We start from the raw sequence: 12,963 nt of genomic DNA on the forward strand, positions 1-12,963 counted from the left end.
CCCCGTAGCCCTGCTCAGTTGGCGGCGGTGCGCTCGAAATCCCCGGCATTGGCCATATAGACCTTGTCCCGGCCCGCCGCCTTGGCGCGGTACAGCGCGGCGTCGGCCGCCCCGATCACCGCATCCGAATCGCTGCCGCAGGGCGCCACGGCCACCCCGATGCTGGCCGTGGCGGAAATCTCGACCGGGCCCAGCTGCATGGGGGTGCCGCCGATGGCATCCCGCAGGCGCTCCGCCACCAGCATGGCGTATTCGGACGGCGCGCCGGCCATCACCACCAGGAATTCCTCGCCGCCCCAGCGCGCCACCACATCGGCCGCGCGCAGGTTCACCCGCAGGCGGTTCGCCACCTCCCGCAGGGCGGCGTCGCCCACATTGTGGCCCCAGGTGTCGTTGATCGGCTTGAAGCGGTCGAGGTCCAGGATCAGCACCGCCACATCGCCGCCGCGCAGCAGCCCATCCAGGTGCCGGCGCACGTAGCGGCGGTTGCGCAGGCCGGTCAGCGGGTCCGTCACGGCCATTTCCAGGCTGCGGTCCAGCTCCGCCCGCAGGCGGTCCTGATAGCGCTTGCGGCGGATCTGGTTGCGCGCGCGGGCGCGCAGCTCATTGGGGTCCACCGGCATCAGCACATGGTCGTTGGCGCCGATGTCGAAGCCGCGCAGCACCAGCGCCCGCTGGCTGGGGCGCGCCACCAGGATCACGGGCACATCCCGCGTCGGGCCATTGGCCCTGAGGCGGGAGGCCAGGCGCAGCGTGTCGCCCCCTTCCTCCGGCAGGCACAGGATGGCCAGATCGACGCCGCCCTGGTTCAGCCGGGCCCAGATGGTCTCGGCGGTGTCGAAGCTTTCCACCACCACCCCATCCCGCCTGAGGGCGGCGACGATGCCCGCCCCCTCCTGCCCGCAGGAGAGCACCAGCGTATGCGTGCCCGCCACCCCGGCATCGGGTGCCTCGGGCGCCTCGAAGCCCAGGTCGCGGGCGGTCTCGGCCCGCAGCCGCCAGGCATCCTGCACCTGCTTCACGCGCATCAGCGCGCGCAGGCGGGCGAACAGCGTCGCATCGTCCACGGGCTTGGAGAGGAAGTCGTCGGCCCCCGCCTCCAGCCCGCGCACGCGCTCGGAGGCCTCTGTCAGCGCGGTGACCATCACGACGGGGATGTGCATCAGCGCCGGGTCGGCTTTCAGGCGGCGGCAGGTCTCGAAACCGTCCATGCCCGGCATCATGACATCCAGAAGAATTATGTCCGGAGACCAGCTCGCGGCCTGTTCCAGGGCTTCCGCGCCGCTCTGGGCCAGCGCTACCTCATAGAACTCACTCTGCAGCTTCGCCTCCAGCAGGCGACGGTTCGCGGTGATGTCGTCCACCACCAGGATGCGGGCGGTCATGCGCGCATCCTAACACGGAGAACGCCATGTCCGGCGCCAGCGTCAGCGATCACGGCAGCGTTGCCAATAAGGGCCTGTTCTTCAAGCGCTGGCTCGCGAACCCGTTGCAGATGGGCAGCGTCATCCCTTCCTCCGCCACCTTCAGCCGCATGATCGCCGAACGGGCGGAGCGGGCGGGCGACGAGGTGGTGGTGGAGCTGGGCGCCGGCACCGGCGTCATTTCCCGCGCCTTGCTGGCGGCGGGCGTGCCCGCCCACCGGCTGCTGCTGGTGGAGATCGTGCCCGAGATGGCCGAGCACCTGCGCGCCGCCCTGCCGGGGGTGCGGGTGGTGTGCGGCGACGGGTTCGAGCTGCCGCGCGTGCTGGAACAGGCGGGCGCGCCGCCGGTGGGCGATGTGGTGTGCGGCATTCCGCTGGTGATGCTGCCCGCGGAGCAGCAGGCCCGCATCGTGGGCGCCATGATGCAGGCCAGCCCGCGCCGGGGCTTCCTGCACCTCAGCTACTGCGTCACGTCCCCCCTGCCGCGCGGGAAGCTGGGCATCGAGGGCGAGCGGCAGGCCTGGACCTGGCGGAACTTCCCGCCCGGCGGCGTGTGGCGTTACCGCCCGGCGCAGCGGAGCTGAGCGGAGCAAGGCTGGAACCGTTCCATCGCAGGCCGATCTGTCACACCGAAATTTCACTGCCCTCGGCTGCCCTTCGATCCAGCGCCTTATCCTGCGAATGGATTAGCAGAATGTCGGCGCTGGCTCGATAGGCTATTCGTCATCCGGCAGTAAGAGCAAAAATTATCCCGCCCGGAATTCAGGCGGAATCATGTGCCGCGCGAATAGCCGACCACGCATGATTCGAGCGTCAGCGCGGCTGGAATTGTTTCGTTCCGAACATATTCTCCCGCCATTCCTTGGTGGGCGGGCCGCTGCGCTGGTTCTGGGACAGCACCTCGACACCCCGCGCCACCGCCGGACGGGCCGCGATGGCATCGTGCCAGCGCTTGACCGCCGGGTAGTCGTTCAGGTCGATGCCGCGCCGGTCGGGGTTGCGGATCCAGGGGAAGGTCGCGATGTCCGCGATCGAATAGTCCGCCCCGGCCAGGTATCCGCTCTCAGACAGGCGCTTTTCCAGCACGCGGTGCAGGCGCCGCACTTCGTTGCGGTAGCGGGTGATGGCGTAGGGGATCTTCTCCGGCGCATAGGCCGCGAAGTGGTTGTACTGGCCGAACATCGGCCCCACGCCGCCCATCTGGAACATCAGCCATTGCAGGGCGCGATAGCGGGTGGCGGGGTCCTTGGGCAGCAGAGGGCTGTCCACCTTCTCGGCCAGATAGATCAGCATGGCCCCGCTCTCGAACAGCGCGAAATCGCCGCCCGGGCCATCGGGGTCCACCAGGGCGGGGATGCGGTGGTTCGGATTGATCTTCAGGAAGCTCTCGGCGAACTGCTCGCCCTTGCCGATATCGACGGGGATCACGCGATAGGGGATCCCCGTCTCCTCCAGCATGATGTGCACCTTGTGACCGTTGGGCGTGGGCCAGGAATAGAGGTCGATCACCGCGCTTGCTCCCGATTGCTCGGCAGGGATGTGGGGCCGAGGCCCCACCCGTCAATCATTGCCGTTCAGGTACTGCATGGCCGCCGCCAGCCCGCCCGGCTTGTGCGGCACGCCGGCCGCGGCCAGACCCATCTCCACCCCGCCCAGCGTGCCGACCAGTTGCAGGTCGCCGAAATCGCCCAGATGGCCGATGCGGAACACCCGGTCGTTCAGCTGCCCCAGCCCGTTGCCGAGCGACATGTTGAACTTCTTCAGGATGGTGGCGCGCAAGGCGTTGGCGCTGTGCCCTTCCGGCAGGCGCACCGCCGTCAGCACCGGGGAGACATGGCGCGGGTCCTCGCACTGCACCTCCAGCCCCCAGGCGCGCACGGCGCGGCGGGTGGCCTCGCCATGGCGGTCATGGCGGGCGAAGACGTTGTCGAGCCCTTCCTCGAACAGCATGTCCAGCGCGGTATCCAGCGCGTAGAGCATGTTGGTGGCCGGCGTGTAGGGAAAATAGCCGGTCGCGTTGGAGGCGATCATCGGCTTCCAGTCCCAGAAGCTGCGCGGCAGCTTCGCGGTTTCGGACGCCTTCAGGGCCTTGGCGCTGACCGCGTTGAAGGACAGGCCCGGCGGCAGCATCAGCCCCTTCTGGCTGCCGCTGACGGTGACATCCACGCCCCATTCGTCGTGCCGGTAATCGACCGAACCCAGCGAGGAGATGGTGTCCACCAGCAGCAGCGCCGGGTGGCCGGCGGCGTCGATGGCCTTTCGCACTTCGTCGATGCGGCTGGTGGCCCCCGTGCTGGTCTCGTTGTGGACCACGGCCACGGCCTTGATCTCATGGCCCGTATCGGCGCGCAGCCGGGCCTCGATGCCCCCGACATCGGCGCCGCGGCGCCAGTCGGTGGCCAGCAGTTCCGTCACCAGGCCCAGGCGCCCGGCCATTTCCTGCCACAGATGCGCGAACCAGCCGGTCTCGCACATCAGCACCTTGTCGCCGGGCGAAAGGGTGTTCACCAGCGCCGCTTCCCAGGCGCCGGTGCCGGAGGCCGGGTAGATGATCACATGGCTTTCGGTCTTGAAGATCTTCTTCGTCTTTTCGAGGATCCGCGCGCCGAGCTTGCCGAAATCGGGGCCGCGATGGTCCATGGTCGGGTTGTCCAGCGCGCGCAGCACGCGGTCGGGCACGTTGCTGGGCCCCGGGATCTGCAGGAAATGCCGGCCGGCGGTGTGGTGTTCGGCGAAATAGACCATGGGCGAAGCCTCCGTTTCGGGGCGCTTCTGCCGCGAATTCGCGGGCCGCGCCAATGAGTTCGGCTTTTCCCGCCCATGAGCGTTTCCCATGCGCCAAATCGGGCGCGGCGCGTTAGAAGCGGGCCCATGAACGTCCTCGTGAAGCCCAGCCTGGCGGAAAGCCGGCTCGCCCAGCGCCTGTCCGCCAACATCGCGGGCGAAGTGCTGTTCCACCCCGCCGACCGTGGCCGCTACGCCACCGATGCCTCGATCTATCAGGTGACACCCGTCGGCGTGGTGGTGCCGAAAACCATCGAGGACGTGCAGGCCGCGATGTCCCTGGCGCGGGAGGAAGGCATCTCTGTCCTCGCGCGCGGGGGCGGCACCAGCCAGTGCGGGCAGACGGTGAACCACTCGTTGGTGATCGATTGCAGCAAATACCTGCGCAACGTGATCAGCGTGGAGGGCAACATCGCGCGCGTGCAGCCCGGCATCACGCTGGGGGCGCTGAACGAGGCGCTGAAGAAGCACGGCACATTCTATCCGGTCGATCCCTCCACCTGGCAGCGCTGCACCATCGGCGGCATGGCGGGGAACAATTCCTGCGGCGGCAAGTCGATCCGCTACGGGCTGATGGCCGACAATGTGCTGGCGATCGACGCGCTGCTGGCGGACGGTTCGCGGCACCGCTTCGGCGAGGATGAACCGAACACCGACCTCGTGGCCCGGCTGCGGGCCTTGGGCGAACGGGAAGCGGCCGAGATCGCCGAGAAATTCCCCGAGCAGTTGCGCCGCGTCGGCGGCTATAACCTCGATGCGCTGACGCCCGCCGCCCGCGCCGCCGGGCGGGGCAACCTCTCCCGCCTGCTGGTGGGCAGCGAGGGCACGCTGGCCTTCTCCGCCGCGCTGGACCTGAAGCTGTGGCCCATCAAGCCGCGCAAGGTGGTGGGCATCTGCCAGTTCCCCACCTTCCGCCGCGCCATGGAGGCGAGCCAGCACCTGGTCAGCCTGGACCCGGAGGCGGTGGAGCTGGTGGACCGCACCATGATCGACCTCGGCCGTTCCATCCCGATCTATCGCGCCACCATCGACAAGATGCTGATCGGGGAGCCCGACAGCCTGCTGATCGTGGAATTCCACGGCCAGGAGGACGGCCCGCTGCTGCGCGCCCTGGACCGGCTGGAGGAGATGATGGGTGACCTCGGCCTGCCCGGCCAGGTGGTGCGCGCCACCGAGGCCCCCTTCCAGGCCGCGATCGCGGAGGTGCGGGAGGCCGGCCTCAATATCATGATGTCCATGAAGGGGGACGGCAAACCCGTCTCCTTCATCGAGGATTGCGCCGTCGCCCTGCCGGACCTGGCCGACTATACGGAGCGCCTGACGGGGGTGTTCGACGAATACGGCGTGAAGGGCACCTGGTATGCCCATGCCAGCGTCGGCTGCCTGCATGTGCGCCCGGTGCTGAACATGAAGGATGGCGGCGACGTGCGCAAAATGCGCGAGATCGCCGAGCGCTGCTTCGAGCTGGTGCGCGAATACAAGGGCAGCCACTCCGGCGAGCATGGCGACGGCATCGTGCGGTCCGAATTCAACGAAACCATGTTCGGCCATCGCATCGCCCGCGCCTTCGAGGAAGTGAAGGATGCCTTCGACCTCGGCGCGCTGCTGAACCCCAACCGCGTGGTGCGCCCGCCGCGCATGGATGACTGCGGCCTGTTCCGCTACGCCCCCGGCTATGGCCCCGACCCGGCCGTGAAGCCGGTGCTGGACTGGTCCGAGCACCCGGGCGGTTTCCTCGGCGCGGTCGAGATGTGCAACAACAACGGCACCTGCCGGAAGTTCGACGCGGGGGTGATGTGCCCCAGCTATCGCGCGACGCGCGAGGAACAGCACCTGACGCGCGGCCGCGCCAACACGCTGCGCCTGGCACTGTCCGGCCAGTTGGGGGAGGACGCCTTGTCCTCCGACGCGCTGGCGGAGGCGATGTCGCTGTGCGTGTCCTGCAAGGGCTGCAAGCGCGAATGCCCCACGGGCGTGGACATGGCGCGGATGAAGATCGAGGTGCAGCACGCCCGCGCCCAGAAGCACGGCGTGCCGCTGAAGGACCGGATCATCGCGGAGCTGCCGCGCTGGGCGGGGCTCGCGGCCCGCGTGCCAGGGCTGGCGAACCTGCGCAATCGCTCCGCGCTGCTGCGCGGGCTGGGGGAGAAGTGGCTGGGCTTCTCGAAGGACCGCGCCCTGCCGGAATTCCGCCGCGATGTGTTCCGGGATGCCGAGGCCCATCGCCCCGGCGGCCGGGAGGTCATCCTGTTCGCCGACACCTTCAACCGGTATTTCGAGCCGGAGAATTTGCGTGCCGCCGTGAATGTGCTGGGGGCGGCAGGCTACGCCGTGCGCCCGGCCGAAGGCGCCGATGGCCGCCCGCTGTGCTGCGGCCGCACCTATCTGGCCGCCGGCATGGTGGAACAGGCCAAGGCCGAGGCGCGCCGCACACTGGCCGTGCTGGCGGGTTCCGACGCGCCGGTGGTGGGGCTGGAGCCCTCCTGCCTCACCACCTTGCGTGACGAATTCCTGGCCCTGCTGCCGGGCGAGGAGACCCGGCGCCTGGCCGGCCGCGCCCTGCTGCTGGGCGAATTCCTGGACCGCGAGAAGCCCGCCATGCCCTGGAAGGAAACCCCCGCCACGGTGCATGTGCATGGCCATTGCCACCAGAAGGCCTTCGGCGCCTTCAACCCGGCGCTGTCGGTGCTGCAAGGCATTCCCGGTGTCACGGTGAAGCCCATCACTTCCTCCTGCTGCGGCATGGCGGGCAGTTTCGGGTATATGGCCGCGAACCAGGATGCCTCCCGCGCGATGGCCGAGGCCGCGCTGCTGCCTGCCGTGCGCGCGGCGGGCGCGGATGACGTGATCGTGGCGGACGGCACCAGCTGCCGGCACCAGATTGACGGGCTCTCGGGCCGTGGGGCATGCCATTCCGTGCGGTTGATGGAGCGTGCCCTGGGATGAGCCCCGATGATGTGCTGGCTTTCTGGTTCAGCGAGGGGCCGGACACCTTCCGCCCCGCCTGGTTCCGGAAGGACGATGCCTTCGACAGCGGCATCCGCGCGCAATTCGGCGCCTGGGTGGTGCCCGCCCGCGACGGCGCGCTGGATGGCTGGGCCGGAACGCCCCAGGGCGCGCTGGCGCTGCTGATCCTGCTGGACCAGTTCCCCCGCAACCTGTTCCGCGGCAGCGCGGAGGCCTTCGCCTCCGACCCCCATGCGCGGGCGATCGCGCGCCAGGTGGTGGCGCGCGGCTGGGACATGGCGCTGACCTACACCCAGCGCAGCTTCGCCTACCTGCCCTTCGAGCACAGCGAGTCGATGGCCGATCAGCATCTTTCGGTGGCGCTGTTCGAGGGAACGCGCGACGATCCGGCCAAGGCGGCACCCGGGGGCACCATCGACTTCGCCTGGAAGCATTGGCACGTCATCCGACAATTCGGCCGTTTCCCGCACCGCAACGCCACGCTGGGCCGGGCCAGCACGTCTCAGGAAGTGATCTATCTGTCACAGCCCGGAGCAGGTTTCTAAACCCGCCTGTTCAACACTTCGCGCTTTGGTAGAAAGTCTTAACCGCCCGGAGAGACCCCCCTGATGTTCAAGCGCTTCCTGCTCGGCTGCACCCCATTGCTCGCCACGCTGGCCATGCCGGCCGCGGCCCAGACCGTTCAGGGCATCTATGTGGGGCTGGGCGCCGGCGGCACCATGCTGAACGAGAGCATCAACCGCCGCTCTCCCACCGGGTTCTTCGGCCTGGGCAATGGCAGCCAGTTCACCTACCGCACCGGCACCAATGTCTCGGCCAGCATGGGCTGGGGCTTCGGCAATGGCGTTCGGGCGGAGCTGGAAGGCTACTGGCGCCGCGCCGGTATCGAGGAAGCGCGCCTGTTCTCCCAGGGCAGCTTCAACGGCGGCATTTCCAGCCGGTCGGGCACGGCGCAGGTCTATGGCTTCATGGCCAATGCCTATTACGATTTCGACCTGACGGTGTTCGGCCCGCAATGGCGCTGGCTGCAGCCCTATATCGGCGCGGGGCTGGGCTTCGCCTATTCGCAGTACCGCGACCTGACGATGGACACCTACACCAGCCTGCGCACCACGGTGAACGGCAATGGGCGCACCCTGGCCTATCAGGCGATCCTGGGTGCCGCCGTGCCGCTGGATGACGTGCTGCCCGGCCTGTCGCTGCTGGCCGAGTACCGCTATTTCGGCGCCGGCGCGCCGCGCCTGCGCACCGAAACCCGCACCATCCCGACCCAGGCCGGGCAGACGGCCTCTCTGCTCTCCGATGTCTCGCGCAATGTCAGCCCGGCGATCGGCAGCCACAACATCAGCATCGGCCTGCGCTACGCCTTCAACGCGCCGGGGGCGGCAGGCTCCGCGCCGGTGGCGGCCGCGGCGCCGCTGGGCTTCGGCTCCCCGCAATTCGCGGCGCCCGCCGCCGCCCCGCGCAGCTACGCGGTGTATTTCGGCAATCGCGGCGCGGCGCTGGATGCCACGGGCCGGGACACCGTGAGCCAGGCCGCCCGCACCGCCATGGGCGGCGGTGTGTCGGGGCTGGATGTGGTGGGCTCGGCCGATGGCGCGCCCAACGCCGCCAACCGAGCGCTGGCCAACCGCCGCGCCCAGGCCGTGGTGGCGGAGCTGGTGCGCCAGGGCATTCCGCGCACGGCCATCACCATCTCCGCCGTTGGCGGCCAGGGCCCGACCGACCCGCAGCTGCGCCGCGTGGACATCACCCTGCGATGAAGGCCGCCGTCGTCACCACCGAGGGGTTGGTGCTGCGGGATGTCCCGCCGCCCGTGCCTGGGCCGGAGCAGGTGCTGGTGCGGCTGCGCGCCATCGGGCTGAACCGGGCCGATCTGGGCGTGGCGTCGGGTCACATGCATGGTGCCGTGGGCGGCCCCGGCACCATCCCGGGCATGGAAGGCGCGGGCGAGGTGGTGGCGGTGGGCCCCGGCGTGCCCGACCACATCCGCCCCGGCCTGGCGGTGATGGGCGGCATTTCCGGCGCCTATGCCGAATACGGGCTGGCCGATTGGGGCCGGCTGAACCCGGTGCCCCAGGGCCTGTCCTGGGAAGTGGCCGCCAGCCTGCCCGTCGCGCTGCAGACCATGCACGACGCAGTGGTGACGCATGGGCAGGTGCGGCCCGGCTCCTCCCTCATGATCCAGGGCGCGTCCTCCGGCGTCGGGCTGATGGGGATGATGATCGGCCGCCTGATGGGTGCGGGCCTGGTGGTGGGCAGCTCCACCAACCCGGAGCGCCGGGCGCGGCTGCATGAATTCGGCGCTGGGCTGGCGGTGGACACCAGCGACCCCGCCTGGGTGGAGCAGGTGCTGGCCGCCACCGGCGGGCGCGGCGTGGACACGGTGGTGGACCAGATCAGCGGCAAGCTGATGTCCCAGACCCTGGCGGCCACCGCCATTCTGGGGCGCATCGTCAATGTCGGGCGGCTGGGCGGCTTCAAGGCGGAGTTCGACTTCGACCTGCACGCGCAGCGGCGCATCACCTATGTCGGCGTCACCTTCCGCACCCGCAGCCAGGAGGAAGTGCGCGAGATCGTCCGCCGCATGCGCGCCGATCTGTGGCCCGCGGTGGAGGCCGGCACGCTGCGCCTGCCGATCGACCGGGTGTTCGGCCTCGATGAGGTGACGGAGGCGCTGGCCCACATGCGCGCCAACCGCCACCTGGGCAAGATCGTGATGGTGGTGGGATAGCCCCCTACCCCGCCAGGAAGCCGCCATCGGCGCACAGGATATGGCCGGCGATGAAGCTGGCCTCGGCCGACATCAGCCAGCAGACGGCGGCGGCCACTTCCTCCGGGTGGCCCATGCGGCGCAGCGGCAGCCCCGCCGCCACCTGCCGCATATCCGCGATGCCGGAGGCCAGCATCATCTCCGTCACCACCCGCCCCGGGGCGACGGCGTTGATGCGCACCCCATCCCGCGCGTATTCCAGCGCCGCCGAGCGCGTGAGCGCGATCGCCGCCGCCTTGGACGCGCCATAGAGCGACAGGCCGGGGTTCGGGTTGCGCAGCCCGCTGACGCTGGTGTTGTTCACGATCACGCCGCCCCCGCCCGCCAGCAGCGCCGGGATCTGCGCCCGCAGGCCCAGGAACAGGGCGCGGGTGTTGGTGTCGAACACCTGGGCGAAGGTGGCGGGGCTCTGTTCGGCCAGCGGGGCGCGGCGTTCCTGGAAGCCCGCATTGTTGAACACCGCATCCAGCCGGCCGAAGCGGTCCAGCACGGTGGCGATCAGGCGGGTGTGGTCGTCCTCCCGCGTCACGTCCATGGGCTGGAACAGGGCTTGCGTGCCGGTGGCGGCCAGGGCCTCGGCCACCCCCTGCCCTTCCGGCGCGCGGCGGCCGGTGACGATGACGGCGGCGGCGCCCTCGGCCGCCATGCGCAGGGCGGTGGCACGGCCGATGCCGCTGGTGGCGCCCGTGACCAGGCACACCCTGCCCCGCAATTTGTCTGATGGTGTGGCGAGGGGGGCCGGCCCCGCGAGTTCGGTCAGGCTGGGCGTGGTCATGCGGGCGGTTCCTCCAGGCGGCAGGCGCGCAGGGCGGCGGCATAGGCGGCCAGGGCCCCCGCCAGCTGGGCGCGGGCGGGCTCGGGCATGCGGGCCAGGGCGGTGGCGACCTGGTGCCGCGCGAAACTGTCGATGCGGGCCAGCGTCGCCTGGCCCTGGGCGGTCAGGCTCAGCGGCTTGGCGCGGGCATCGGCGGGGTTGCTGCCCTCCGCCACCTCCCCGGCCGCGACCAGCTTGCGCAGCATGCGGCTGACACTGGATTTCTCCAGCAGCAGGGTTTCGCTGAGCTGGCGCGCCGTCAGGCCGGGGTGGGCGCCGATCTCGATCAGCGCATGCACGGCCGAGGGCGGCAGTTGCGTGCCCGCCAAGGTGGGGTTCAGGAAGCCGAGCTCCCGCACCAGGCGGCGGGAGGCGGCGCGGATCTGAGGGATGGGGTCCGGCATTTGGTTGCATCATACAACAACATGCCCGGCGCGCGAAAGCGGTATAGGCTGCGCCCGGCACAGGAGGCTGATGGCGTGGCGCGCGACCCGGGACTGGAGGAATTGCTGCGGGAAGCGCTGGAGGGCGAGCCCGGGCTGACGGAGAAGGCCATGTTCGGCGGGCTGGCCTGGCTGCTGCATGGCCGGCTGCTGTGTGCCGCGCGGCATGACGGCATGCTGGTGCGGCTGGGCAAGGGGCAGGATGACTGGGCGCTGGCCCTGCCGGATATCCGGCCGATGGCGGCGCGCATGCCGGGCTGGGTGAAGGCGGGGCCCGAGGCCTTCGGCGATGACGCGCTGCGCCGGCGCCTGCTGGACGCGGCCTTCGCTGTGGTGCGGGGGCTGGAGTGAGGGCGGTGCTGGCGCTGGCGCCGGCCTCTTTGGTCACCGGTATGGATGCGCCGGTGAGCTGGATTCATCCGCCGCGTTGCGCCCTTCCCGCAGGATGCCGTTGACGGGCACTTTCTCATCCGGGCGCGCGCGGCCGGGGAACCGGGCAAACGATTGGCGCGATTGGCGGACAGGGTGGGATTCGAACCCACGGTGAAGTCACCCCCACGGCGGTTTTCAAGACCGCTGCCTTCAGCCACTCGGCCACCTGTCCAGAAGGCATTTCAGGCGGTTATCAGTGAAAACCGCTGTGTAGTCTTATCACTGTGCCGGGTTTTGTGCCGACCCTTGTGAGGGAAGATTCTCACTCAGGCTTCTCGACCAGCCAGGCGGAATATACCTCAGTGGTGCGCACCGTGGAATGCCCGAGCTGGCGGGCCAGCCGGTAGATGGACCCGCCCTTCAGAAGCCACCGGATCGCGTATGGGTGCCGCAGATCATGGAACCGGAACGCCGACACATGGCATCGGGCGTGGGCTTCCTTCCACCGGTTCGGCACCTGGGTGAACCGATTGCCATCGCGGTTCCGGAACACTGGTTGGTCGGCCGAGCCGGGCTGGCCCAGCCACTTCAACAGCAGGCGCCTCACACTCGGCCGGATCTCAATAGCGCGCGGCGCCTTGGTTTTCGTCCGCCCGAAGGTAATCGTGCCAGCCTTGAAATTCACCTGATGTCGTTCAAGGCTGGCCGCCTCCTCCTGACGGCAACCCGTCTTCGCCGCAAAGCGGGCGAGGTCCGCGAGGCCAGGGTTGGTCAGGTCTGTCCGAAGCAGCACGGTGGCCAGATCTCGAAGCCTGACAGGCTGGATGGGCTCACGGGTTTCGACCAGACCTTCCTTCTGCTCTGGCACAGGGTCGACCTCGATCCAGCCAGCCCGCCGCGCCACCTTGAAGATGCGGCTTGCCACGGCCAGGTCACGGCGCACCGTTGCCTGGGTGCAGCCGGCCCCCATCCGCTCGGCGATGAAGTCGTTCAGCTTGCCCTTCGTGATCTGTTTCAGCGTCAGCTGGCCGAAGGCGGGATCGAGCATGCGGATGGACGCCTCATATCGCCGGCGCGTCGCCGGGCGCAGGCGGGGAAAGTCGATCTGCATCCGCAACCTCGAACATGAGGACGCATTCCTGGGTGGGGTAGCGGCGCTTCAGCGCCTTGCAGATGTCGTCCGATCGCATGGCCACCTCAGAACGTCCTGTTGTAGGCATCTTGCGATAGCGGGGGCGCCGGGCTGTTCAGCGTGGTCACGACCGCACCTCCGGCGCCAGGCGGGTGTGGCGCGACGTGCTGGCCGAGGGCTTCTGCTGTGGGCTGCACAAGATCGAACGGCTGATGCGCCAGCAGGCGCTTCGGGCGCGGCCGCGCCGCCGCGGC

At 69.5% G+C, this 12,963-nt stretch carries 12 protein-coding genes, 1 tRNA gene and 1 pseudogene; 7 read left to right on the forward strand and 7 right to left on the reverse strand.

Translation table 11 applies throughout. The features are described from left to right. Positions 1–14: 14 nt before the first annotated feature. The gene (locus tag GT007_RS18300; RefSeq protein ID WP_160123106.1) at positions 15–1,385 is read right to left on the reverse strand and encodes a PleD family two-component system response regulator; all 1,371 of its coding nucleotides are present in this window, start codon (positions 1,383–1,385) and stop codon (positions 15–17) included. 26 nt (positions 1,386–1,411) lie between these two features. On the opposite strand from GT007_RS18300, the gene GT007_RS18305 reads away from it, so the two are divergent. Continuing rightward, positions 1,412–2,008 carry a class I SAM-dependent methyltransferase gene (locus GT007_RS18305; protein ID WP_160123107.1) on the forward strand — a complete coding sequence of 199 codons (597 nt, stop codon included), beginning with the start codon at positions 1,412–1,414 and terminating at the stop codon, positions 2,006–2,008. A gap of 229 nt (positions 2,009–2,237) precedes the next feature. Here GT007_RS18305 and GT007_RS18310 read toward each other — a convergent pair whose 3' ends face one another. Continuing rightward, positions 2,238–2,933 (reverse strand): glutathione S-transferase family protein, encoded by a 696-nt coding sequence (locus GT007_RS18310; RefSeq protein ID WP_160123108.1) that lies wholly within the window; start codon positions 2,931–2,933, stop codon positions 2,238–2,240. A 51-nt stretch (positions 2,934–2,984) separates the two neighbouring features. After that, on the reverse strand, positions 2,985–4,169 hold the full coding sequence (locus GT007_RS18315) for a pyridoxal-phosphate-dependent aminotransferase family protein (protein ID WP_160123109.1): 1,185 nt from the start codon (positions 4,167–4,169) through the stop codon (positions 2,985–2,987). A 126-nt stretch (positions 4,170–4,295) separates the two neighbouring features. Between GT007_RS18315 and GT007_RS18320 the strand changes: the two genes are divergently transcribed. From GT007_RS18320 to GT007_RS18335, 4 genes are all read left to right on the forward strand, one after another. Beyond that, a complete protein-coding gene (locus tag GT007_RS18320; RefSeq protein ID WP_160123110.1) occupies positions 4,296–7,154 on the forward strand; it encodes an FAD-binding and (Fe-S)-binding domain-containing protein in 2,859 nt (952 codons plus the stop codon). Continuing rightward, positions 7,151–7,720, forward strand: coding sequence for a DUF924 family protein (locus GT007_RS18325; protein ID WP_160123111.1), 570 nt, complete (start codon positions 7,151–7,153; stop codon positions 7,718–7,720). Before GT007_RS18320 ends, GT007_RS18325 begins: the two co-directional genes overlap by 4 nt. Positions 7,721–7,783: 63 nt before the next feature. Then, positions 7,784–8,938, forward strand: a complete 1,155-nt coding sequence (locus GT007_RS18330) for an OmpA family protein (RefSeq protein WP_160123112.1) — start codon at positions 7,784–7,786, stop codon at positions 8,936–8,938. Continuing rightward, complete coding sequence (locus GT007_RS18335; RefSeq protein WP_160123113.1) at positions 8,935–9,909, forward strand: quinone oxidoreductase family protein; 975 nt, start codon at positions 8,935–8,937, stop codon at positions 9,907–9,909. The genes GT007_RS18330 and GT007_RS18335 overlap by 4 nt, the downstream gene beginning before the upstream one ends. 4 nt (positions 9,910–9,913) lie before the next feature. Here GT007_RS18335 and GT007_RS18340 read toward each other — a convergent pair whose 3' ends face one another. Continuing rightward, positions 9,914–10,723, reverse strand: a complete 810-nt coding sequence (locus GT007_RS18340) for an SDR family NAD(P)-dependent oxidoreductase (protein WP_160123114.1) — start codon at positions 10,721–10,723, stop codon at positions 9,914–9,916. Then, on the reverse strand, positions 10,720–11,166 hold the full coding sequence (locus GT007_RS18345; protein WP_236571744.1) for a MarR family winged helix-turn-helix transcriptional regulator: 447 nt from the start codon (positions 11,164–11,166) through the stop codon (positions 10,720–10,722). The genes GT007_RS18340 and GT007_RS18345 overlap by 4 nt, the downstream gene beginning before the upstream one ends. Positions 11,167–11,241: 75 nt before the next feature. On the opposite strand from GT007_RS18345, the gene GT007_RS18350 reads away from it, so the two are divergent. Next, positions 11,242–11,556 carry a cold-shock protein gene (locus tag GT007_RS18350; RefSeq protein ID WP_160123115.1) on the forward strand — a complete coding sequence of 105 codons (315 nt, stop codon included), beginning with the start codon at positions 11,242–11,244 and terminating at the stop codon, positions 11,554–11,556. Positions 11,557–11,719: 163 nt separating this feature from the next. Here GT007_RS18350 and GT007_RS18355 read toward each other — a convergent pair. Beyond that, positions 11,720–11,809: transfer RNA gene (locus GT007_RS18355), tRNA-Ser, on the reverse strand. Positions 11,810–11,899: 90 nt separating this feature from the next. Beyond that, positions 11,900–12,688, reverse strand: a complete 789-nt coding sequence (locus GT007_RS18360) for a tyrosine-type recombinase/integrase (RefSeq protein WP_160123116.1) — start codon at positions 12,686–12,688, stop codon at positions 11,900–11,902. A gap of 140 nt (positions 12,689–12,828) precedes the next feature. Between GT007_RS18360 and GT007_RS18365 the strand changes: the two are divergent. Then, positions 12,829–12,963: pseudogene (locus GT007_RS18365) on the forward strand (IS3 family transposase); the annotation flags it as partial.

It is taken from the genome of Rhodovarius lipocyclicus (assembly GCF_009900765.1).
In the GTDB taxonomy this organism is placed as follows: Bacteria; Pseudomonadota; Alphaproteobacteria; order Acetobacterales; family Acetobacteraceae; genus Rhodovarius; species Rhodovarius lipocyclicus.